This window comes from Streptomyces sp. GL_148, from assembly GCF_057834205.1.
Genome location: NZ_CM174396.1, coordinates 2,354,849 through 2,377,803, shown reverse-complemented (window position 1 = coordinate 2,377,803; position 22,955 = coordinate 2,354,849). Strand labels below are relative to the sequence as shown.

Below are 22,955 nucleotides of genomic sequence, written 5' to 3'. Positions count from 1 at the left end.
TACAGGCGTGGCGCGAGGCGGGGCGCGGGCGCGGCGCGAGGCCGGGAGCGAGCGTCCGTGGGCGGCTTCCGCGGCGGCGTCCGGGGCAGGGCCCAGCGTACGACGACGGCGCCCCCGCCCGGGACGTGCATCCCGGGCGGGGGCGCCGTGGCGACAGTGGTGAACCGCTGTCGCAGAGGGCCTTACAGGCCGAGCTCGACCTCGAACTCGCCGGCCTCGAGGATCGCCTTGACGGCCGAGAGGTACCGGGCCGCGTCCGCGCCGTCCACCAGGCGGTGGTCGTAGGACAGGGTCAGGTACGTCATGTCGCGGATGCCGATGTTCGTGCCCTCGGCGGTCTCGATGACCACCGGGCGCTTGACCGTCGCGCCGATGCCCAGGATGGCGACCTGGTTCGGGGGCACGATGACCGTGTCGAACAGCGCACCGCGCGAGCCGGTGTTGCTGATGGTGAAGGTCGCGCCCGACAGCTCGTCCGGCGTGATCTTGTTGCCGCGGACCTTGGAGGCCAGGTCGGCGGTCGCCTTGGAGATGCCCGCCAGGTTGAGGTCACCGGCACCCTTGATGACCGGGGTCATCAGGCCCTTCTCGGAGTCCACGGCGATGCCGATGTTCTCCGAGTCGAAGTAGGTGATGGTGCCCTCGTCCTCGTTGATCCGGGCGTTGACGACCGCGTGGGCCTTCAGCGCCTGGGCCGCGGCCTTGACGAAGAACGGCATCGGGGACAGCTTGACGCCCTCGCGGGCGAGGAAGCCGGCCTTGGCCTTCTCGCGCAGCTTCATGATCTTGGTGATGTCCACCTCGACCACGGAGCTGAGCTGCGCCTGCGAGTGCAGGGCCTTCATCATGTTGTCGCCGATGACCTTGCGCATGCGGGTCATCTTGACGGTCTGGCCACGCAGCTCGGAGACCGCGGCGGCCGAAGCCTTGGCGGCCGGAGCGGCAGCAGCCGGCGCCGGGGCGGCAGCGGCGGCCTTGGCGGCCTCGGCGGCGGCCAGGACGTCCTGCTTGCGGATGCGGCCACCGACACCGGTGCCCGAGACCGCGGACAGGTTGACGCCGGACTCCGTGGCGAGCTTGCGCACCAGCGGGGTCACGTAGGCACCCTCGTCACCGGCGGAAACCGGGGCGGCGGGGGCGGCGGGGGCGACCGGAGCCGGAGCGGCGACCGGAGCCGGAGCGGCCACGGGAGCCGGAGCGGCAACCGGGGCGGCGACGGGCGCCGGAGCGGCCACGACCGGAGCCGGGGCGGCCACGGGAGCCGGAGCGGCAACCGGGGCGGCCACCGGAGCCGGAGCAGCGGCGGCCGGAGCGGCCGCGGGAGCCGCGCCCGCCGCGCCGATGACGGCCAGACGTGCGCCGACCTCGGCGTTCTCGTCCTCGGCGACCAGGATCTCCAGCAGGACGCCGGCGACCGGGGCGGGGATCTCGGTGTCGACCTTGTCGGTCGAGACCTCGAGCAGCGGCTCGTCGGCCTCGACCGACTCGCCGACCTGCTTCAGCCAGCGGGTGACGGTGCCCTCGGTGACGGACTCGCCCAGGGCGGGGAGCACGACGTCCGTGCCGGCGGCGGCCGGAGCGGCAGCGGCCGGAGCCGCGGGGGCCTCGGCGACGGGGGCCGGAGCGGCCGGAGCCTCGGCGACCGGGGCCGCGGGGGCCTCGGCGGCCGGAGCGGCGACCGGGGCCGGCGCGCCCGAGCCGTCGTCGATGACGGCCAGCTCGGCGCCGACCTCGACGGTCTCGTCCTCGGCGACCTTGATGGAGGCCAGGATGCCCGACACGGGGGACGGGATCTCGGTGTCGACCTTGTCGGTCGAGACCTCGAGCAGCGGCTCGTCGGCCTCGACGCGCTCGCCCTCGGCCTTCAGCCAACGGGTGACAGTGCCCTCAGTGACGCTCTCACCGAGCGCCGGAAGGGTTACGGAAACCGACATGGTTTCAGTTGCTCCTAACGAATGTGCGGAAGTGGTCGTCGCGCCCAGTGACGATTAGTCGTGTGCGTGCAGGGGCTTGCCGGCGAGCGCCAGGTGAGCCTCGCCCATCGCCTCGTTCTGCGTGGGGTGCGCGTGGATGAGCTGCGCGACCTCGGCCGGCAGTGCTTCCCAGTTGTAGATCAGCTGGGCCTCGCCGACCTGCTCGCCCATCCGGTCACCGACCATGTGGACGCCGACCACGGCACCGTCCTTGACCTGGACGAGCTTGATCTCGCCCGCGGTCTTCAGGATCTTGCTCTTGCCGTTGCCCGCCAGGTTGTACTTGAGGGCCACGACCTTGTCCGCGCCGTAGATCTCCTTGGCCTTGGCCTCGGTGATGCCGACGGAGGCGACCTCGGGGTGGCAGTACGTGACGCGCGGCACACCGTCATAGTCGATCGGCACGGCCTTGAGGCCGGCCAGACGCTCCGCGACCAGGATGCCCTCGGCGAAGCCGACGTGCGCGAGCTGGAGGGTCGGGGCGAGGTCACCGACGGCCGAGATGGTCGGCACGTTGGTCTGCATGTACTCGTCGACCACGACGTAGCCGCGGTCCATCGCGACGCCCTGCTCCTCGTAGCCCAGACCCTGGGAGACGGGGCCGCGGCCGATCGCGACCAGCAGCACCTCCGCCTCGAAGGTCTTGCCGTCGGCCAGGGTGACCCGCACACCGTTCTCGGTGTACTCGGCCTTGTCGAAGAAGGTGCCGAGGTTGAACTTGATGCCCCGCTTGCGGAACGCGCGCTCCAGCAGCTTGGAGCTGTTCTCGTCCTCGACCGGCACGAGGTGCTTGAGGCCCTCGACGATGGTGACGTCGGTGCCGAAGGACTTCCAGGCCGAGGCGAACTCGACGCCGATGACGCCGCCGCCCAGGACGATGGCGGACTCCGGCACGCGGTCCAGGACCAGCGCGTGGTCCGAGGAGATGATGCGGTTGCCGTCGATGTTCAGGCCCGGCAGCGAGCGCGGCACGGAGCCGGTCGCCAGGAGCACGTGGCGGCCCTGGATGCGCTGGCCGTTCACGTCGACGGACGTCGGCGAGGAGAGGCGGCCCTCACCCTCGATGTAGGTCAGCTTGCGGGAGGCGACCAGACCCTGCAGGCCCTTGTACAGGCCCGCGATGATGTCGTCCTTGTACTTGTGCACACCCGCGATGTCGATGCCCTCGAAGGTGGCCTTGACACCGAACTGAGCGGCCTCGCGAGCCTGGTCCGCGATCTCACCGGCGTGCAGCAGAGCCTTCGTGGGGATGCAGCCGTTGTGCAGGCAGGTGCCGCCGAGCTTGTTCTTCTCGATCAGGGCAACGTCCAGACCCAGCTGGGATGCGCGCAGTGCCGCGGCGTAACCGCCACTGCCGCCGCCGAGGATCACTAGGTCGAAAACGGTGCTGGCGTCGTTCGCCACGTCACGTCCTCCATGCATGTGCGCCGAGCACCGGTCCTCTGTGACCGGGCGGCGGCTGGTATACGGCCGCTTTTTCTTCGGCCCTGTGGTGGGGGCCCTGTCCTGCCGAGAACCCATCTTCGCATTTGTCGGCGCAGCGCGGGACGCCGGGCCTGCCCTGGGGCAGGTCGTTCTGCCCGAACCGGGGGTTACCGCAGCGTAGAAACCTACGGATTTCGTTGTCAGTGAACAGGCCCCGGCCATGATCAGAAAATCTGATCATGGCCGGGGCCTGCGTGGAGCCCGTCTGCGAGGCGTCAGCCCAGGTCGCCCGTGGCCGTGCGCTCGGCCAGGCGGACCAGGGTGCGGACGGCGGAGCCGGTGCCGCCCTTGGGGGTGTAGCCGTACGGGGCGCCCTCGTGGAAGGCGGGGCCCGCGATGTCGAGGTGGGCCCAGGTGATGCCCTCGCCGACGAACTCCCGGAGGAAGAGGCCGGCCACCAGGCCGCCGCCCATCCGGACACCCATGTTGGCGATGTCGGCGGTGGGGGAGTCCATGGACTTGCGCAGGTCCTCGGGGAGCGGCATCGGCCAGGAGGCCTCGCCGACCTCCTCGGCGATCTCGTGGATGGTGGTGCGGAAGGCGTCGTCGTTGGCCATGATGCCGAAGGTGCGGTCGCCCAGCGCCATCATCATGGCGCCGGTCAGGGTCGCCACGTCGACGATCGCGTCCGGGTTCTCCTCGGAGGCCTTGGTCAGCGCGTCGCCCAGGACCAGGCGGCCCTCGGCGTCCGTGTTGAGCACCTCGACGGTCTTGCCGCTGTACATGCGCAGCACGTCGCCGGGCTTGGTGGCCGAGCCCGAGGGCATGTTCTCGGCGAGCGCGAGCCAGCCGGTCACGTTGACCTGGAGGCCGAGCTTGGCGGCCGCGACGACGGCGGCGAAGACGGCGGCGGCGCCGGCCATGTCGCACTTCATCGTCTCGTTGTGGCCGGCCGGCTTCAGGGAGATGCCGCCGGAGTCGTAGGTGATGCCCTTGCCGACGAAGGCGAGGGTCTTCTCCGCCTTGGCGTGGGTGTAGGAGAGCTTCACCAGGCGCGGCGGGTTCTCGGAGCCCTTGCCGACGCCCATGATGCCGCCGTAGCCACCCTTGATCAGGGCCTTCTCGTCCAGGACCTGGACCTTGATGCCGTTCTCCTTCGCGGTCGCGCTCGCGACGGCGGAGAAGGCCTCGGGGGTGAGGTCGTTCGGCGGGGTGTTGACGAGGTCACGGGCGATGTTGATCTCGGTCGCGACGATCACGGCGCGCTCGGCCGCGGCCTTGTGCTCCTTGTCGCGTGGCTTGGCGCCGAGCAGGGCGATCTCGGCGAGCGGCTGCTTCGGGCCGCTGTTCTTGCCGCCGTCCGAGGCCTTCTTCTCGCCGCCCTGGTACGCGGTGAACGCGTACGCGCCCAGCAGTGCGCCCTCGGCCACGGCCGTGACGGCGGAGGCGTCGTCCAGGGGGAGTGCGAAGGCGGCCTTCTTGGCGCCGTGCAGGGCACGGGCGGCGGCGCCGGCGGCGCGGCGCAGCGCCTCCTCGTCGTAGGACTCGTCCGCGTCGGGAAGGGCGCCCAGTCCGACCGCCAGTACGACCGGGACCTTGAGGCCGTCCGGGGCCGGCAGCTTGGTGGTCTCGCCTTCGGCGCCCGAGGCACCGAGCGCGTCGAGCACGGCGGCGAGCTTGCCGTCGTACGCCTTGTCCACGGCCTCGGCGCCCGCGGCGACGACGGGGCCCTTGGGGCCCTTCGCCACGCCGACGACGAGGGCGTCGGCGCGCAGCGTCGCCGGTCCGGCAGTGCTGAGAGTCAGAGCAGTCACGGTGGTGAATTCTCGCTTCCGTTTTGATGATGTGGGCCGAGTGGGTGGACGGCCATCCGTAGCGATCGTATTCGGGCCCGCTGGCCGCCGGAAATGAGCCTACGCGCACGCACTCGTCCGCACGCCACTCGAAGGTTTGGCAAGTTGTTCGATCGCGAGCCGGGCAGGTTCACCCATCTGTGGCTTCTGCTCCAGGTTTGCCTCTTCGACCTGACGAGGTCCGAAACACTCGGACCACTCACGCAAGGGGACGCGGGGTTCCTTTGCATCATTTCCACAGAGCCTCCCCGGTGTGGCCCAACGCCACAGGCCGAAGTCGAGGATCTGCGGGGGGAAAGGCCGAAATGGTCCACAAGAACCGGATGAACAGGCTCGCCGCCGTCTGCCTCGCGGCCGCCATAGCATCCGTCGCGGTACCCGGAGCGGCCGCGCAGGCGGCTCTCACTCCGCGCATCGACCTGCGGGTCCTCGTCGTCGACGACGGCGGGAGCTCGGTCGAGGCGATCACGGCGGAACTCCGCGACACGGGGGTTCCGTACACCCGCGTCGACCTGGGCAGCGGCAGCCGTCCGGTCGTCAACGCGGCGTTCCTCGCCGACACGGTCGACGGCCGGCCGCGCGCCAAGTTCCAGAGCGTGGTGCTGCCGAACGAGAACCCGTTCGGGGCGGGCTCGGCCGAGATGGCCGCGCTCACCGCGTACGAGACGACGTACGGGATCCGCCAGGTCGACGCGTACACCTGGGCGCACCCGGGCGTCGGGCTGGAATACACCGACAACGGCGGCTACAGCGGCACCCTGGACGGCACCCAGGCCGCCGTCACCGCCGCCGGCAAGGCGGGCCCCTTCGCCTACCTCGGGGGGCAGGTGGCCTTCGAGGACAACTCGGCGCTGATCCCCGAGAGCTACGGGTACATGGCCAAGCCGCGGACGGGCTACACCAGCTACCTCGACGCCCCGGTCGGCTCCGGACGGGCCTCGCTCGTCGGCGAGTACACCCACGACGGGCGCAGCGAACTGGTCGTCACCTTCGGCTACAACCAGTACCAGCAGCAGTTCCGGCTGCTCGCCCGGGGCATCGTCGAGTGGATGACCCAGGGCGTCCACCTCGGCCAGGAGCGCAACTACTTCGCGGTCCACGTCGACGACGTCTTCGCCCCGGACGCCCGCTGGGACAAGGAGCTCAACTGCACCCCGGGCGACTACGCCTGCGCCGGCGGCGAGGGCCAGGAGTCCACGATCCGGATGACGGCCGCCGACGCCGTGTACGCGGCGCAGTGGCAGACGTCCAAGAACTTCAAGCTCGACATGCTCTTCAACGGCGGCGCCGGTGAGGAGTGGAAGGCGGAAAACGGCGGCGTCGACGCCCTGACCGCCCAGCTCGTCGCCGACCGGGCGAAGTACCGGTGGATGAACCACACCTACACCCACCCGTTCCTCGGCTGTGTCCAGGACACCACCACCGTCCCGTGGACCTGTACGAAGAACACCGCCGGCGCGATCAACTGGATGAGCCGTGCCGAGATCTCGGCGCAGATCCGGGACAACAACAACTGGGCGGCCTCCAAGGGCATCACCACCGACCGCACCGAGCTCGTCACCGGTGAGCACTCCGGCCTGAAGACCAACCCGCAGCAGGCCCAGGACAACCCCAACCTGGCCGGCGCGTTCGCCGACAACGGCGTGAAGTGGGCGGGCAGCGACAACTCCCGCGAGCCCGCGCAGCGGGTGGTCGGCGCCGCGCTGACCGTGCCCCGGCACCCGATGAACGTGTACTACAACACGGGCACCAACGCCGAGATGGCCGACGAGTACAACTGGATCTACACCAGCCGGGCCGACGGCGGCAGCGGCATCTGCGAGGACAACCCCGCCACCTCCACCTGCCTGCCGGCCCCGCTCGACGCGCAGACGGGCTACCTGGACCACATCGTCCCGGCCGAGGCCAGGACCGCCATGCGGCACGTCCTGAACAACGACCCGCGCCCGCACTACGTCCACCAGACCAACCTCGCCGAGGACCGCACCCTCTACCCGGTGCTGAACCAGGTCCTCGACACCTACCGCACCCTCTACGCGCCCTCCGCGCCGATCGTGAACCAGAGCATGAAGGACACCGGCGTCGAGCTCCAGCGCCGCGCGGCCTGGAACGCCGCGGTCGCCGCCAACCAGGTCACCGCCTACCGCATCGGCAAGGTCGTCACCGTCAAGGCGCCCTCCGGAGTCGTGGCCCCGGTCACCGCGCCCGCCGGCACCAAGAAGCAGTTCCTGCTGGGCACCGCGGACTTCGGCACCGCCTACGCCGGCTCCCGCTCCACCTGGACGGCTCCCGAACTGCTCCAGAGCGCCGTCACGCTGAACATGCCCTGACGCTCCGCCTGCCCTGATCAGCCGGGCACGCACGTACAAGACAGCCACGCGCACCACCTAGCGCCGGCGCTCCGCGAACCACGGGCGCCGGCCCCTTTTCCGTCCTTGGGGGGACACACCGCATGAGCCATGGGCGCCATGTCACCATGCTCACCGAAGGCACGTACCCGCACGTCCACGGGGGCGTCAGCACATGGTGCGACCAACTGGTCCGCGGCATGCCGGAGGTCGACTTCAACGTCATAGCCTTGACCGGCTCCGGACGTGAGCCGGTCACCTGGGAGTTGCCGCGCAACGTCTACCGCCACACCAGCGTTCCCCTCTGGGGTGCTCCGCCGGCCCGCAGACTCCGCTCCGGTCTGCGGGGCAAGGCCCGGCGCGGTTTCGCCGAGACCTACGAGACCTTCCTGCTCTCCCTGCTCGACCCCGCGCGCGGCGGATTCTCCGAATCCCTGCGCGAGCTGGCCGCTCTGGCCCGCGCCGGGCGGCTCGCCGCGGCCCTGCGCTCGGAATCGGTGCTGCGCCTGCTGATGACCGTCTGGACCCGCCCCGGCCTGGTCACCGCCGCCGCCGAGCCCACCATCCACGACGCGCTCACCGCCACCGACCTGCTGGAACACGCACTGCGCCCGCTGTCCGTGCGGATCCCGCCCGACAGCGTCGCGCACGCCGTCAGCAGCGGACTGGCCACCCTCCCGGCGCTCGCCGCCAAGTACCTCGACGAGGTGCCCTTCCTCCTCACCGAGCACGGCATCTACCTCCGCGAGCGCTACCTCGGCTACCGCAGCGCCGAACAGCGCTGGCCCGTCAAGGCGCTCATGCTCGGCTTCTACCGCGAGCTCAACAGCGAGGGCTACCGGCAGGCCGACCTGATCACCCCCTGCAACCAGTACAACCGCCGCTGGGAGGAGCGCGGGGGCGCCGACTCCGAGCGGATCCGCACCGTCTACAACGGCGTCGACCCGCACGCCTTCCCCGAGGCCGGTCCCGAACCGGAGGTCCCCACCCTCAGCTGGTGCGGCCGCATCGACCCCATCAAGGACCTCGAAACCCTCGTCCGCGCCTACGCGTTCATGCGCGAGGAGCTCCCCGCCCTGCGGCTGCGCCTCTTCGGCCCGGTCCCGGCGGGCTGCGAGGAGTACAAGCTCAAGCTGGAGAAGCTCGCCGCCGAGCTGGGGGTGAGCGACGGGATCTCCTACGAGGGCCGCATCACCGAGGTCGCCAAGGCCTACGCGGCCGGCTCCATCGTGATGCTCTCCTCCATCAGCGAGGGCTTCCCCTTCTCCATCATCGAGGCCATGTCCTGCGGCCGCACCACCGTCTCCACCGACGTGGGCGGGGTCCGCGAGGCCGTCGGCGACACCGGCCTCGTCGTCCCGCCGCGCGAGCCCGAGACCATGGCCCGCGCCACCCTCGCCCTGCTCCGCGACGACGAACGCCGCGCGGAACTGGGCCGGATGTCCCGCAAGCGGGTGGTGGAGAAGTTCACGCTCCACCAGTCCGTGGACGGCTTCCGCCACATCTACCGCGAGCTCGCCGGCCAGCCCGTCCTGCCCGTGCACGTGGGCGACGAGTGGACCCAGCGCCTCGCCGACCCCTGGTACAAGGAACTCGCCGCCGACGGGAGCCTGTGGTGAGCGGATCCCTCTGGCTCAAGCCGCCCGGCCCGGACGGGACCTGGGTGGCCGTCGCCCACGCCGCGGCCGCCGGGCGCGGTACGGCGCCCGCCGCGGACGCCGCCGACGCCCTGCCCGGCATTCCCCGGCCGCGCCGCGAAGGCCCGGCCGCCGACCCGATGGACGAACTCGCCGAGCGCCTCGACGTGTTCATCGCCGCCGCCGTCCACCCCGACGAGATCGCCGCCGTCCTGGAATCCGACGGCATGACCGACGAGCACATCCGCCTCGCCTACGGGCGCCAGGACTCCTTCGGCCTCGCCGAGGAGCTCTACGCCCGGGTGCCGCGCTCCTTCCCGGAGCCCGAACGGGTCCCCGACCCCTGGAAGGTCCCCCTCACCGCCTGCCTCCTGCGCGGGGTGATCTTCGCCCTCCCCGGGCTCGCCTATCTGCTGGGCGCGCCGCTGCTGGACGGCCCCAAGGACCGGCTGGGGCTGCCCGCCGGGACGCTCACCCTGCTCGCCGGGGCGCTCATCGGCTGGGTCTGGGACCAGACCCTGTCCCACCGGGCGTACTCCTGGCTCGGCCTCGGCGACCGGGCCGCCGCCGGGCGGACCCTGCTCGCCGGAGCCCCCGCGGGGGCCCTCCTGGGCACCGCCGCCGCGCTGGCGGTACCCGGCGGGCCCCCCTTCTCCTACGCCTTCGCCGCCGGTCAGGCCCTGTACGTCGGGGCCGCCACCGTGCTGCTCGTCCTCGGGCGGGAGCGGCTGCTGCTGGCCGCGCTCGCACCGATGGCCGCCGGGGCGCTGCTCACGCTCCTCGTGGAACTGCCCGTCCCGGTCCGGGTGTTCCTGCTGACGGTCTCCCTGCTGGCCGCCTGCGCCCTGGCCGTACGGGAACTGCCGCTGGCCGACGGCGTACGGGCCCTCGTGCTCCGCGTCCGCGGCTGGACGGAGCACCGGCCGGGCGAACGGGGTCCGGTGCGCTGGCAGATGCTGCGGGGCGCCGAGGAGGAGTACGGGCCGCGCGGACCCCGGCTCGGGGACTCCGTCCCGTACGGGGTGTTCGGCCTGGGCACCGGGCTGCTCGTGCTGTACGCCGCCCTGGGGGAGGTGCTCGCCGGAGGCCCCGCCGAGGCGGTCGCGGCCCCCTCCGCGGTGGCGCTCACCCTCAGCATGGGCCCCGCCGAATGGCTGCTCCACCGGTTCCGCAGCGGCAGCCTCGCCGGCCTGCGCGCGGCCCGCTCGCCCCGGCAGTTCTGGCTGCGGATGTTCTCCACCCTGGCCCGGTGCCTCGCCGTCTACCTGGTGGTGCTGCTGGCCCTCGGCGTCACCGGAACCCTGCTCTGGCCCGGCGCGCCCGGCCTGACCGGGGTCCGGGTCGCCACCCTGCTGCTGCTCGGGGCCGTGATGTGGACCGGGCTGCTCCTGCAGTCTTTCGGGGCGGTCCGGCCCGCCGCGGTCGTCTGCGCCTCGGCCGCCGTCGCGCAGAGCCTGGCCCTGCTCCTGGGACTCGGCGAGCCGCGCGCCGTGCAACTGGCCGTCGCCGGAGCCGCCGCCCTCGCGCTGGGCACGCTGGTCTGCCTGCTCCTCGGCCGCGCCACCGCCCACCGCTGACCCCCGCCCCTCATCGCCGATGCACGTGACCCCGTACGAGAAGAAGGACCTCATGCTCCTGGTGCCCCTCTACGAGCACCCCGCCGACCGCCCCGAGTACTGGGAGCGGCTCATCCGCTCCGCGGGCCGGCTGCACTCCGTGGTGCTCAACCCCGCCAGCGGGCCGGGCGAGGCCCCCGACGAGCGGTTCGCCGCCGTCGCGGAAAGGCTGCGCGGGGCCGGGGTGCCCGTCCTGGGGTACGCCGACACCGACTACGGGCGGCGCCCGCACGCCGCCGTGGTCCAGGACCTGCTGCGCCACCGGGACTGGTACGGCACCGACGGGACCTTCCTGGACCAGGCCGCGTCGGGCCCGGAGTTCCTGCCGCACTACCGGCGGCTCGTCGTCGCGGCGCGGGCCGCCGGGGCCCGTACCGTCGTCCTCAACCACGGAGTGCACCCGCACCCGGGCTACGCCGAACTCGCCGACCTGCTCGTCACCTTCGAGGGGCCCTGGGACGCCTACCGGGACGCGGCCGCCGTTCCCCCGTGGACCGCGGACCACCCCGCCCACCGGTTCTGCCACCTCGTCTACGCCGTCCCGCCGGGCGCCTCTGCCGCCGAACTCGCCGAGCGGCTGGCGGCCCAGCGGGGGGCGGGGGTGCACTGCGCGGTCCCGGGGACCGGCGCGCACCCGTGGGGGACCCTGCCGTACGCCCTGGAGGCCGCCGGATGAGACGCCCGCCCACCCGCCCGGCGGGCCGCCGCCTGCTGCTGGTCCTCCTGCCCGTGCTGCTGCTCGCGGCCTGCACCTCCGGACCGGACCCGGACGAGGACGAAGAAGCCCGGCCCGACGACCTCTCGCCCGCCCCCGCGCCCGGGGAGCGCTGGCAGCCGGCGCCCGGGGTGAGCTGGCAGTGGCAGCTCACCGGGAAGCTCGACACCTCGGTGAGGGCGGCGGTCTACGACATCGACGGGTTCACCACCACCAAGGAGCAGGTCGCCGAGCTGAAGGCGGCCGGCCGGCGGACCATCTGCTACCTCTCCACCGGCGCCTGGGAGGACTTCCGGCCGGACGCCGGGGCCTTCCCGCCGTCGATGCGGGGGGAAGGCAACGGCTGGGAGGGCGAGCGCTGGCTCGACATCCGGAGGCTCACCGAACTGGAACCGCTGATCGCCAAGCGGTTCGACATGTGCCGGGACAAGGGCTTCGACGCGGTGGAGCCGGACAACATGGACGCCTACCGCAACAGGTCCGGCTTCCCGCTCACCGGCGGCGACCAGCTGAACTACAACCGGCTGATCGTGCGGCTCGCACACGACCGGGGGCTGTCGGTCGGGCTGAAGAACGACCTGGACCAGATCCCGGAGCTGGTGGGGGACTTCGACTTCGCGGTCAACGAGCAGTGTGCCCAGTACGACGAGTGCGAGCGGCTGACGCCGTTCATCGCGGCCGGGAAGGCGGTCTTCCACGTGGAGTACGAGCTCCCGACGAGCCGCTTCTGCGCGGGTACGCGTGCGCTGGGGCTGAGCTCGCTGGAGAAGAAGCCCGAACTGGGGGCCTGGCGCCGCTCCTGCTGACCCCCCCCCAGGAAACCCGGCTCCGCCGGGCACCGGGCTCTGCCCGGACCCCCGTCTCAAACGCCGGACGAGGCTGAAATCGCTCAGCCCACCGGGAGGATCGCGTGCACCCGGTAGCCGCCCCCGAAGCGGGGCCCGGCGAAGCAGGAGCCGCCCAGGGCCACGGCCCGCTCGCGCATGCCGAGCAGGCCGTGCCCGCCGCCGGGATCGCGGGGCTCCGCCGAGGGATCCGCCCCGGAGCCGCCGTCGTCCAGCACGGTCACCTCCACCGAGCCGCCCACCCGCACCACGCTGACCTCGGCGCCGGCCCCCGGACCCGCGTGCTTGCGGACGTTGGTCAGCGCCTCCTGGATCACCCGGTACGCCGCCAGGTCCACGGCGGCGGGCAGCGGCACCGCGGCGCCCGGGCCCAGCTGGAGCATCACCTTCACCGGGAGCCCGGCGTGCTGGAAGGTGCCCACCAGGTCGTCGAGGACGGCCAGACCGGGCGCCGGTTCGGTCGGCGCCTCCGGGTCGCCGGACTGGCGCAGCAGCCCGACGGTGGCCCGCAGCTCGTTCAGGGCCGAGCGGCTGGCGTCCCGTACGTGCGCCAGGGCCTCCTTGGCCTGGTCCGGGCGCTTGTCCATGACGTGCGCGGCCACCCCCGCCTGCACGTTGACCAGGGCGATGTGATGGGCCACCACGTCGTGGAGGTCCCGGGCGATCCGTAGCCGCTCCTCGGCGACCCGGCGCCGGGCCTCCTCCTCGCGGGTCCGCTCGGCGCGCTCGGCCCGCTCCTGGATGGCGTCGATGAACGCCCGCCGGCTGCGCACCGCGTCCCCGGCGGCCGCGGCCATGCCGGTCCAGGCGAAGATGCCGAGGTTCTCCTGCGCGTACCAGGGCAGCGGTCCCGCCAGCATGGCCACCCCCGTCAGCCCGGCCATGGTGAGCAGGCCGAGCTTCCAGGTGGTGGGCCGGTCGGTGCGGGAGGCCACCGTGTACAGCGCGATCACCGTGCACATGGCGACGGGCGTCCGCGGCTCCCCGGTGGTGAGTTCCAGCAGCGAGAGCCCGACGGTCACGGCCAGCACGGCACGGGGCCGCCGGCGCCGCAGCACCAGGGCGCCCGCGCCGAGCACCATGAGGACCAGCGAGAACGGCTCGGGGGTGCGGGTTCCGAAGGTCGGCCCGTGCGGCCCGTGCGGGTCGGCGAAGGAGCCGACGACCATGGCGACGAGCGCCCCGAGCGCCAGTGCGGCGTCGGTGGCGAGCGGATGGTCCCGCATCCACTGCCGCGTGGGAGCGAGCGGCCCGAGGTGTGTCGTCACCCCGATACGGTACGGCCCCGAGCGCGTTCTCAGACCCGGGGCGGCGGGACGGGAGGCGTCCCGGGCGGGGCCGGGGGCGGCGTCGCGGCCGGGGGCCCGCTGAGCGGGGCGCGGGAGCGCTCCGGGCCCAACTTGGCGCGGACCAGGCAGATCAGCATCACCGAGGCGATGGCGGCCAGGTGTTCCTTGCCCGCGAGGTTGTCCTTGAAGAGCAGCTCGCCGATCATGACCAGGATCACGACGGAGCCGGTCACGTACGCCCGGTAGCGCCAGCAGACGTACACGGCGAGCCCCACCACCGCCGCCGAGGGCCCGGTGTCGTTGACGATCCTGTCCGACGTGGGCAGGCCGAAGGGGTGGTCCGGGCCCAGCGCGAGCCCGATCCGCGCGTACGTGGTCCCGGCCAGGGTGGCCACGTAGCCGATGACCAGCGTGCGCCACCAGCCGATGCAGATCTCCGCGATCCCGAAGACGAGCAGGATCTGCGCGAGCGCGCCCCACACCGGCAGGTCCAGCGCCGGGACGAACAGCGACAGCGGGGTCCGCAGCAGGGCCAGCCACAGCGGGTCGACGGCCTTGACCGACCCGAGGTCCTGCACCGGCTGGAAGCCCCACGAGGTCTGCTGCACGATCTGGAAGACCGCGGTCAGGCAGACCGCGCCGAGGGTCATCGGGATCGCCCGCCACGTGTCGCGGACGAGCGCGTCCCGAACCGTGCGGTACAGGGGCCCCCACTCGCGGCGGGCGAACCGCCGCAGTGAGCCAGTGCTCAACGCTTGCTCTCCAGATGTCTGCGGTGCATCCACTTCGGCAGCCCGGGTGCTTCCAGGAAGCCCTCGGCCCGGCCCGCCGCGATCCCGATCCGCAGCAGGTCCGAACTCTTCTCGAAGAGCATGAACCGCGGTTCCCAGATCGGCCGGTATTTGGCGTTGGCCCGGTAGAGGGACTCGATCTGCCACCACCGCGAGAAGAAGCTCAGCAGCGAGCGCCACAGACGCAGCACCGGACCGGCGCCGAGCTTCGACCCGCGCTCGAAGACGGACCTGAACATCGCGAAGTTCAGCGAGACCTGTGTGACCCCGATCTCCTTTGCGCGCTCCAGGAGTTCGATGACCATGAACTCCATCAGACCGTTCTCGGAATCCCGGTCACGGCGCATCAGGTCCAGCGACAGGCCCTTGGGCCCCCAGGGCACGAAGGACAGCACGGCGCGCAGATCGCCGTCGCCGTCGAAGCACTCCAGCATCACGCACTGGCCGTCGTCGGGATCGCCCAGGCGGCCCAGTGCCATGGAGAAGCCGCGCTCGGTCGCGCCGTCGCGCCAGTCGTCGGCGCGCAGCAGGAGCACGTCCATCTCCTCGGCCGGGATGTCGGCGTGGCGGCGGATGCGGACGGTGTACCCGGCCCGCTTGACCCGGTTGTACGCCTGGCGGACGGTCCGCATGGCGCGGCCCTCCAGGGTGAACTCGTCGGTCTCGACGATGGCCTCGTCGCCCAGCTCCAGCGCGTCCAGTCCGTGCCGGGCGTAGATCTGCCCGGCCTCCTCGCTCGCGCCCATCACGGCCGGGACCCAGCCGTGCTCGCGGGCCTCGGCCAGCCAGGGCTCGATGGCGCCGGGCCAGGCCTCGGGGTCGCCGATCGGGTCGCCGGAGGCCAGCGAGACCCCGCCGACGACGCGGTAGGTGACCGCGGCCTTGCCGGTGGGGGACCAGATGACGGACTTCTCGCGGCGCAGCGCGAAGTAGCCCAGCGAGTCGCGGTCGCCGTGCCGGGCGAGCAGCAGGCGCAGCTTCTCCTCGTCCTCCTCGCCGATCGGGTCCACGGCGCGGCGCGAGCGGAAGGCCGCGAACAGCACGGCGAGCAGCAGCAGCGTCGACATGACGTTGATCGTGACGTCCACCCAGCCCGGGGTGGTGATCGTGTGGTACGCCTTGTCGCCCGGAGCCAGGGTGACCAGCCGCATCACGCCGTACCGCCAGCGGGCCAGGAAGGTGGCGTCCGCGGCGTCCGGGGCGGTGTTGGTCGCGCCGACGAGCAGGGCGGCGACCAGCGAGGTGACCAGCAGGCCGACGGAGGCGACCAGGCTGGCCAGCAGCGGGTTGGAGCGGTCGCCCTTGGCGTAGAACTCCCGGCGGCCCAGCAGCAGCGAGCCGACGAAGAGCGCGGTCAGCCCGAAGGCCACCCAGTTCTGGGCGTGGACGCGGAACTCCGGGTAGCAGAACTCGTACGAGCTCCCCGAGCACGGTGTGAAGGAGGCGACGGCGGCCATGGCGAAGGCCGCCAGGAGCAGCCCGCTGAGCACGAGGTTCAGGATCCAGGCCGCGCGTTTGCGGCGGCCCATGGTGACGGTGAGCAGCAGCGAGAACGCCGCGGAGGCGAAGCCCGCCGTGAGCAGGTACGGAGTGTAGAAATCGGCGGTGCTGTGCCGGCGCAGGTCCTGGCCGAGCGAGAACCACACCGCGCTGAGCAGGTTGACGAAGGTGACGGCGCGCAAGTACCACACCGCGAAGGTGGCGCTGCGCCGCGAGCGGACGCTTCCCCGGCCGGTTCCCTGGGTGCTGGCCTGAGGGTTGGCCTGGGCGTTCCCCCGCCCGCCCCCCGGATTGTTTCTGCCGTTCGGATCCCCACCGGTTCCTCGGTCGGTCTTCCGATCGGTCTCTGCGCTGGTCAAACGGACCTCTCCCATAAAAAGCGATGATATGGGGCATCGCGGTCCGTGCTTCGCTCCGGAGAACCGCGGCCTGGTCAGGCGCGGACCTCAGGTGACTCAGCCGGTGGGCTCGGCCGCCCGCTCGGGGAGTTCCGCCGCGAGTGCGGCGGCCGCCTGGACGAGGGGAAGAGCCAGCAGCGCCCCGGTTCCTTCTCCCACAGTGACGCCGTGGTCGAGCACGGGGTTGAGTGCCATCCGGTCCAGTGCTTTCGCCTGGCCGGGCTCCCCGCTGGCCTGTCCGGCCAGCCACCAGTCCGGGGCCCGGAAAGCGGCCCGCTGGGCCACCAGCCCGCAGGCCGCCGAGACGACCCCGTCGAGGATCACGGGGGTGCGGCGCACCGCGCACTGGAGCAGGAAGCCGGTGATCGCGGCGACGTCGGCGCCGCCGACGGCGGCGAGCAGCGCGACCTGGTCCCCGAGGACGGGCCGGGCGCGTCGCAGCGCGTCGCGGATCGCCGCGCACTTGCGCATCCAGGTCAGGTCGTCGATCGGCATGCCGCCGCGGCCGGTGACCACGGAGGCGTCCGTGCCGCACAGGGCGGCGACGAGGGTCGCGGCGACGGTGGTCCCGCCGACGCTCAGGTCGCCGAGGACGACCAGGTCGGTCCCGGAGTCGGCCTCCTCGTCCGCGATCCGCATGCCGAGCCGCAGCGCGTCGGCGGCCTCCTCGGCGGTGAGCGCGTCCTCCACGTCGATCCGCCCGCTGCCACTGCGGATCCGGTGCCGGGTGATCTCCTCCGGCAGCAGCGCCGGATCGCACGCCAGGCCGGCGTCCACGATCCGTACGGAGGCACCGAGCCGCCCGGCCAGGACGGCCACCGGGCTCCGTCCGTCCAGGACGGCCCGCACCAGCTCGTGGGCGCTGCCGGCGGGACGTACGGAGACTCCCTCGGAGGCCACCCCGTGGTCGGCGGCGAACAGTACGACGCGGGGCCGCTCGATCGGCTTGACCGGCACCCGCCCCTGCGCGGCGGCGAGCCACTCGGCGAGTTCGTCGAGCCGTCCCAGCGCCCCGACCGGCACGGCCAGCCGTTCACGGCGTTCCTCGGCGTCACGCCGGACGCCCCCGTCGGGGCGCTCGATCAGATCGGAGAAGTCGTCGAGATTCAGCGTGGTCATTTGCCAGAGGGTACAGCGGGTGATGCCCTGCCCAAGCTCCTCCCAGCCCCCTATCCATGGTCCGCGGGGGCCTTGGGCGGCCTCTCCAGGCCCGGCCGCAAGGCGCCGAGATGGACGCCGAGGAAGACGAGCGGGGCACCCAGCAGCAGACTCGCCGTCAGCTGCTCCTCGTCGAGCCAGGCGGAGAGCACGATCGTGATCACCGGGATGACGACGAAGACGTACGCCGCCCGCGACCCGCCCCAGCGCCGGACCACCATCAGATAGAGGACGAAGGTCAGCACCGAGCCCGCCACGACCAGGTAGGCCAACGCCCACCAGGTCGCCGCCCGCTCCGGCATCCGCCAGGTGTCGCCCGCGGCGAACGAGCCCGCGAACAGCAGCACCGAAGCGGCCGTCATGCCCACCGCGTTCATCGTCACCGGGTGGACCGGCGGCAGGCGGTGCACGAGTACGGCCGCCTCGGCGAAGGACAGTACGGCGCCCAGCACCGCCAGCAGGGACAGCAGCGGCACATCGTCCTGCAGCGGTGCCCGCGAGGCCAGGGCGACCCCGGCGGCCGCGAGGAGCGAGCCCGCCAGCGCGGACTTCCGGAAGGGTTCCTGACGCTGCGCCACCACCAGCAGGAGCGCCACCAAGGGGACCAGGGCCAGCAGGGTCTGCCCCAGACCCGCGTGGATGCGGACCAGCGCGTAGTAGGCCAGGGCGAAGGTCACCCCGAAGTTGAGCACCCCGTACAGCACCGCGCCGGCCAGGGCCCGCCCGCGGGGCAGCGCCAGGCGCATGACGGCCATGACCGCCAGCAGCACCGCGGCCGCCGCGCCGAACCGCAGCGCGGCGCCCCACAGCGGATCCAGCTCGCGGTTGCTGAACCTGACCCCGACCGCGTTGCCGCCGCCCAGGAGCGAACAGCAGACGAAGGTGGTCAGCCCGGCCCGATCCCGGCTCGGATTGCCGGAAGCGCTTGAGGATTCCACGGGATCACCTCGTCCGTTCCCCGGCTGTGCCCGGCTATTCCTTGAGGATCACGGCCTGACCCGCGACGACGAGGAGGACGTGTTCGCACTCGCCCGCGACCTGCGCGTTCAGCCGCCCCAGCTCGTCCCGGAACCGGCGGCCCGACGCGGTCGCGGGGACCACGCCCGAGCCGACCTCGTTGCTGACCAGCACCACCGGCCTGCGGGTCGCGCGGACGGCGGCCACGAGCTCCTCGGTCCGTTCCCGCAGCTCCGTGGCGCCCTTCTCCGCCCAGACCGCGTCGTCCCAGGCCCCGGCCCGGTCCATCGCGTCCGTGAGCCACAGCGCCAGACAGTCGATGAGCAGCGCCGGGCCCTCCTGCTCCAGCAGCGGCACCAGATCGCAGGTCTCCACCGTCCGCCAGGACGCGGACCTGCGCTCGCGGTGGAGCCCGACCCGCGCGGCCCATTCCGCATCGCCCTCGCGCGTACCGCCCGTGGCCACGTAGACGACCTCCGGGTAGCCGGTCAGCCGGCGCTCGGCCTCGTACGACTTGCCCGACCGGGCCCCGCCCAGGACCAGGGTCCGCCGCGGCAGCTCCGGCGCCGGCCGGTACTCCCCGGCCGCCACCGTGGTCCCGTCCGCCACCGTCCGGGCGCCCGCGGCCGCGCACCGGCGCTCCAGCTCCGCTCCCGGCGGGGTGTCGTGGTCCAGGTGGACGGCGATCACGTCCGTCGCCGGGCCGACCGCCCCGCTGGCCCGCAGCCGCGCCAGCGCCTCCGGCCGGCCGAGCACGTCCGCGAGGACCACGTCGTACGTGCGCCGCCCGCTGGTGCCCGAGGTCCCGGCCGGGGCGCCGCCCGGCGGCAGGTACAGCATCCGGGCGCCGTCCGGCCCGGTCACCTCGTACCCGGTGCCCGGCGCGTCCATCGGCACGGCCCGCACCCGGTGCCCGGAGATCACCGCGAGCTCCCGCCCGTCCGGCACCCGCCCTGCTGCCGGCAGCCCCGGCGGCAGCTCGACGGCGGGACCGTCGTGCGGGTGGGTCAGCAGGACCTGCCGTACGGCGGCCAGCGAATGCCCCGCCCGGGCGCCGGCGAGCACCGCCCCGGGGGTCAGGTCCAGCAGCAGCGCCCCGTCCACGAGCACGGAGGTGGCGGCGCGCGCCCGGGGCCCCACGGAGAGCGCGCAGGCGGCGCAGGGACAGCCGGGGCGGGGCAGTCCTTCGGGTGTGCCGGTGCCGAGCAGAGTGAGTTCCACAGGATGATCCTCCCGCGTCGCCGGGACTGCTGCGCGCCCGGTTAGTCTGCGGGCACACTCAAGGCGAGAAGCGTGTGAGAAGCGGACGAGCAACGGAGGCGGACATGGCGTGGACGTGGCGGTTCGAGACGGCCGACGGCAGTGAGACGAGCCCGTCGGTGGTGCCGGAGGAGTTCACCACGCAGGGGGACGCCGAATCCTGGATCGGCGAGTACTGGAAGGACCTGCTGGAGGGCGGCACCGAACAGGTGAAGCTGTCCGACGACAACGGGGTCCAGCTCTACACGATGAGCCTGCGCGAGGCCGCCGAACTCTAACCGGCGCCGACCGGCTCGGCCCGGGTACGCGGAAGCCCGGACCCCTCAGGGGGTCCGGGCTCTGCCGTGCACAGGGGTGCTCGGGCGCTCAGCCCCGTACGCCGCACAGGTGCAACAGCGCGGCGACCCCGCGGTAGGGGTCGGTCCGCCCGGCGCGGTCCTCGGCGGCGAGCAGCGCCTCCAGTTCCGCGTCGGAGGGGAGCTTGTCCCCGGCCTCGGTGCCGTCGGTGAAGACGCGTACGCCGTACCAGGTCTGCAGCGGGGCGCCGATCCCCGACAGGGTCGCGGTCAGTGCGGCCAGCCGGTCGGCGCGTACGTCCAGGCCCAGCCGGTTCGTGTAGTCGACGCCGTCGAAGGCCGCCAGCGCGGCCGTCCAGTCGCCGTGCAGGCCGGGCCGCATCGCGAGGGCGTCGCCGTTGCGCACCAGCAGGGACAGCAGTCCGCCGGGGGCCAGCATCCGGGCGAGCCCGGCGAGCATGGCGTCCGGCTCGGGCACGTACATGAGGACGCCGTGGCAGAGCACGACGTCGAAGCTGCCCGGCAGGAAGTGCGCGCCGGTCTCCCGGCCGTCGCCCTCCATGAGGCGGACGCGGTCCTGGATCCCGGGGGGCTCGGCGGCCAGCACCTCACGGGCGACGGCCAGCATGGCCGGGTCCTGCTCCAGCCCGGTCACCATGTGCCCGGCGCGGGCCAGGCGCAGCGCCTGGGTGCCCTGGCCCATGCCGACGTCGAGGACGCGCAGCCGCTGCCCCACGGGGAAGTGGTGCGCGATCTGCTCGTCGACCTGACGGCCGACGAGCTCTTGGCGCACCACGTTGCGGAGCCCGCCCAGGCCTTCCAGCCACAGGCGGGCCCCGTCCGCGAAGCCACCCCCGCCGAACGCTCCGGGCGTTCCTCGGCTCAGGGCCGTTCCCCGCGCTTGACCTGCGGCTTCGGCAGACGCAGCCGGCGCATCTGGAGGGTGCGCATCAGACCGTACGCGACGGCGCCGCGCTTGGGCTCGTCCGGGAAGCGCAGGTTCAGGGCCTTGCGCAGGCGGATGAACATGCCGACGGAGTCGACGATGATCAGTGCGATCACGCCGAGCCACAGCAGGAGCGCGATGTTCTGGATGGACGGAACCCGCACCATGCTCAGCACCAGGATGATCACGGCCAGCGGCAGGAACATCTCCGCGACGGAGAAGCGGGAGTCCACGAAATCGCGTACGTACCGGCGCACGGGACCCTTGTCGCGGTTGGGCAGATAACGCTCGTCGCCATTGGCGAGAGCCTCGCGCTGCTTGGTCATCTCGACCCGGCGGCGCTCACGAGCTCGTTTGGCATCCTCCTTGCGGTTGCCGGTCGAGGCCACCACGGCCTTGCGCTGCGACTGGGCCACAGCACGCTTCGGCGTCGGGCGGCCCTTCGGGGCCTGAGGGTCACGGGACTGCGAGAGGTCGGCGCTCACCTTGTCGGTGGCGGCGTCCTTCTCTTCCTTGGAGGATCGGCTACCAAACACAAACCCAAGGGTACGTGGTTGAGGGCACGCGCCCCATCCCGCCGGGGAACGATCCGGCAACGGCGGGCGTCCTTCCTGAGGGGAGCACCTACTCCTTACGCCTGACACGGCGGACGAGCAGTCGTCCTGGAGGAGGAGCGCATCCCCGCTCGAACAGTGCGGTAATAGAGACAGGGCCCGTACTGTGGGTCTTGTTGGTGACCTGGAGCACAGTCCGTCTAGAAGGGGGCGCGCGAAGCCCATGAGCGGTGTCATGAAGCGTATGGGGATGATCTTCCGCGCGAAGGCGAACAAGGCCCTGGACCGGGCCGAGGACCCGCGCGAGACCCTCGACTACTCGTACCAGAAGCAGCTCGAACTGCTTCAGAAGGTGCGCCGCGGCGTCGCCGACGTGGCGACGTCCCGCAAGCGCCTGGAGCTGCAGCTGAACCAGCTCCAGGGCCAGTCCAGCAAGCTGGAGGACCAGGGCCGCAAGGCGCTGGCCCTGGGCCGCGAGGACCTGGCCCGCGAGGCCCTGTCCCGTCGCGCCTCGCTGCAGCAGCAGGTCAGCGACCTGGAGGTGCAGCACCAGACCCTCCAGGGCGAGGAGGAGAAGCTGACCCTCGCCGCGCAGCGGCTGCAGGCCAAGGTGGACGCCTTCCGTACGAAGAAGGAGACCATCAAGGCCACGTACACGGCCGCCCAGGCGCAGACGCGGATCGCCGAGTCCTTCTCCGGCATCTCCGAGGAGATGAGCGACGTCGGCCTCGCCATCCAGCGCGCCGAGGACAAGACGGCGCAGCTCCAGGCCCGCGCCGGCGCGATCGACGAGCTGCTCGCCTCCGGCGCGCTCGACGACCGGAGCGGCCTCGGCTCCAAGGACGACATCCAGGCCGAGCTCGACCGCCTCTCCGGCGGGACGGACGTGGAGCTGGAGCTCCAGCGCATGAAGGCCGAGCTGGCGGGCGGCCCCTCCGCCCAGCAGTCGGCCATCGAGGGCGGCGCCCCGGGCGCCGGCCAGCAGCCGCAGACCCAGCACCGGTTCGACAAGCAGTAGGACGGGGCCCGTCGTGATTGTCCGCATCATGGGGGAAGGTCAGGTGGAGCTGGCGGACAGCCACTTCACCGAGCTCAACAAGCTGGACGACGAACTGCTCGCGGAGATGGAGAGCGGTGACGAGGAGGGCTTCCGGCGCACGCTGGGCGAGCTGCTCGCCGCCGTGCGGCGGCTCGGCGAGCCGCTGCCCGACGAGGCGCTGGAGCCGTCCGAGCTGATCCTGCCCGCCCCCGACGCCTCGCTCGACGAGGTGCGGGAGATGCTCCGCGACGACGGGCTGATCCCGGGCTGACCCGGGCTGACTGCGAACAGGCGTAAGGGAGAGGGCCCGCCCCCCACGGGGGCGGGCCCTCTTCGCCGTCAGTGCAGCTCCTTG

Annotated in this window: 19 protein-coding genes; 8 read left to right on the top strand and 11 right to left on the bottom strand. The window is 72.5% G+C overall.

Features of this window, described 5'->3' with window-relative positions; genetic code table 11:
• Positions 1-182 precede the first annotated feature (182 nt).
• From sucB to AC3IYI_RS10860, 3 genes are all read right to left on the bottom strand, one after another.
• On the bottom strand, positions 183-1,934 hold the full coding sequence (sucB, locus tag AC3IYI_RS10870) for a 2-oxoglutarate dehydrogenase, E2 component, dihydrolipoamide succinyltransferase (protein ID WP_489409979.1): 1,752 nt from the start codon (positions 1,932-1,934) through the stop codon (positions 183-185).
• A gap of 54 nt (positions 1,935-1,988) precedes the next feature.
• The gene (gene lpdA, locus AC3IYI_RS10865; RefSeq protein ID WP_250742547.1) at positions 1,989-3,377 is read right to left on the bottom strand and encodes a dihydrolipoyl dehydrogenase; all 1,389 of its coding nucleotides are present in this window, start codon (positions 3,375-3,377) and stop codon (positions 1,989-1,991) included.
• 296 nt (positions 3,378-3,673) lie between these two features.
• The gene (locus AC3IYI_RS10860) at positions 3,674-5,212 is read right to left on the bottom strand and encodes a leucyl aminopeptidase (RefSeq protein WP_489409978.1); all 1,539 of its coding nucleotides are present in this window, start codon (positions 5,210-5,212) and stop codon (positions 3,674-3,676) included.
• Between the two features lie 344 nt (positions 5,213-5,556).
• Between AC3IYI_RS10860 and AC3IYI_RS10855 the strand changes: the two genes are divergently transcribed.
• The 5 genes from AC3IYI_RS10855 (at position 5,557) to AC3IYI_RS10835 (ending at position 12,373) form a co-directional block, all read left to right on the top strand.
• Positions 5,557-7,581, top strand: a complete 2,025-nt coding sequence (locus tag AC3IYI_RS10855; RefSeq protein WP_489409977.1) for a hypothetical protein — start codon at positions 5,557-5,559, stop codon at positions 7,579-7,581.
• A gap of 122 nt (positions 7,582-7,703) precedes the next feature.
• Positions 7,704-9,218 (top strand): GT4 family glycosyltransferase PelF, encoded by a 1,515-nt coding sequence (pelF, locus tag AC3IYI_RS10850; protein ID WP_489409976.1) that lies wholly within the window; start codon positions 7,704-7,706, stop codon positions 9,216-9,218.
• Entirely contained in the window at positions 9,215-10,813 is a 1,599-nt protein-coding gene (locus AC3IYI_RS10845) for a hypothetical protein (protein WP_489409975.1), read from the top strand. Before pelF ends, AC3IYI_RS10845 begins: the two co-directional genes overlap by 4 nt.
• A gap of 19 nt (positions 10,814-10,832) precedes the next feature.
• Positions 10,833-11,528, top strand: coding sequence for a spherulation-specific family 4 protein (locus tag AC3IYI_RS10840; protein ID WP_489409974.1), 696 nt, complete (start codon positions 10,833-10,835; stop codon positions 11,526-11,528).
• Entirely contained in the window at positions 11,525-12,373 is an 849-nt protein-coding gene (locus AC3IYI_RS10835; protein ID WP_489409973.1) for an endo alpha-1,4 polygalactosaminidase, read from the top strand. Before AC3IYI_RS10840 ends, AC3IYI_RS10835 begins: the two co-directional genes overlap by 4 nt.
• A gap of 83 nt (positions 12,374-12,456) precedes the next feature.
• Here the strand turns inward: AC3IYI_RS10835 and AC3IYI_RS10830 are convergent, their stop codons facing one another.
• The 6 genes from AC3IYI_RS10830 to AC3IYI_RS10805 all read right to left on the bottom strand — a co-directional run bounded on the left by AC3IYI_RS10830 (position 12,457) and on the right by AC3IYI_RS10805 (position 19,726).
• On the bottom strand, positions 12,457-13,638 hold the full coding sequence (locus AC3IYI_RS10830; protein ID WP_489411500.1) for a sensor histidine kinase: 1,182 nt from the start codon (positions 13,636-13,638) through the stop codon (positions 12,457-12,459).
• Positions 13,639-13,709: 71 nt separating this feature from the next.
• The gene (locus AC3IYI_RS10825; protein ID WP_489409972.1) at positions 13,710-14,453 is read right to left on the bottom strand and encodes a hypothetical protein; all 744 of its coding nucleotides are present in this window, start codon (positions 14,451-14,453) and stop codon (positions 13,710-13,712) included.
• Complete coding sequence (locus AC3IYI_RS10820) at positions 14,450-16,366, bottom strand: phosphatidylglycerol lysyltransferase domain-containing protein (protein ID WP_489409971.1); 1,917 nt, start codon at positions 16,364-16,366, stop codon at positions 14,450-14,452. The genes AC3IYI_RS10825 and AC3IYI_RS10820 overlap by 4 nt, the downstream gene beginning before the upstream one ends.
• An 81-nt stretch (positions 16,367-16,447) precedes the next feature.
• Positions 16,448-17,509, bottom strand: coding sequence for a nicotinate-nucleotide--dimethylbenzimidazole phosphoribosyltransferase (gene cobT, locus AC3IYI_RS10815; protein WP_489409970.1), 1,062 nt, complete (start codon positions 17,507-17,509; stop codon positions 16,448-16,450).
• Positions 17,510-17,559: 50 nt separating this feature from the next.
• Positions 17,560-18,486: a DMT family transporter gene (locus AC3IYI_RS10810; protein WP_489409969.1), complete on the bottom strand. Its 927-nt coding sequence runs from the start codon at positions 18,484-18,486 to the stop codon at positions 17,560-17,562.
• Between the two features lie 34 nt (positions 18,487-18,520).
• A complete protein-coding gene (locus AC3IYI_RS10805) occupies positions 18,521-19,726 on the bottom strand; it encodes a bifunctional adenosylcobinamide kinase/adenosylcobinamide-phosphate guanylyltransferase (protein WP_489409968.1) in 1,206 nt (401 codons plus the stop codon).
• A gap of 104 nt (positions 19,727-19,830) precedes the next feature.
• Between AC3IYI_RS10805 and AC3IYI_RS10800 the strand changes: the two genes are divergently transcribed.
• On the top strand, positions 19,831-20,043 hold the full coding sequence (locus tag AC3IYI_RS10800) for a hypothetical protein (RefSeq protein ID WP_250742535.1): 213 nt from the start codon (positions 19,831-19,833) through the stop codon (positions 20,041-20,043).
• Between the two features lie 88 nt (positions 20,044-20,131).
• On the opposite strand, the gene AC3IYI_RS10795 is transcribed toward AC3IYI_RS10800, so the two are convergent.
• Both AC3IYI_RS10795 and AC3IYI_RS10790 read right to left on the bottom strand, forming a co-directional pair.
• Entirely contained in the window at positions 20,132-20,854 is a 723-nt protein-coding gene (locus AC3IYI_RS10795; protein ID WP_489411499.1) for a class I SAM-dependent methyltransferase, read from the bottom strand.
• 89 nt (positions 20,855-20,943) lie between these two features.
• Positions 20,944-21,543 carry a DUF3043 domain-containing protein gene (locus tag AC3IYI_RS10790; protein ID WP_489409967.1) on the bottom strand — a complete coding sequence of 200 codons (600 nt, stop codon included), beginning with the start codon at positions 21,541-21,543 and terminating at the stop codon, positions 20,944-20,946.
• Between the two features lie 241 nt (positions 21,544-21,784).
• On the opposite strand from AC3IYI_RS10790, the gene AC3IYI_RS10785 reads away from it, so the two are divergent.
• Positions 21,785-22,579, top strand: a complete 795-nt coding sequence (locus AC3IYI_RS10785; protein WP_489365544.1) for a PspA/IM30 family protein — start codon at positions 21,785-21,787, stop codon at positions 22,577-22,579.
• Between the two features lie 13 nt (positions 22,580-22,592).
• Positions 22,593-22,871 carry a PspA-associated protein PspAA gene (gene pspAA / locus AC3IYI_RS10780; protein WP_351376001.1) on the top strand — a complete coding sequence of 93 codons (279 nt, stop codon included), beginning with the start codon at positions 22,593-22,595 and terminating at the stop codon, positions 22,869-22,871.
• Positions 22,872-22,955 lie beyond the last annotated feature (84 nt).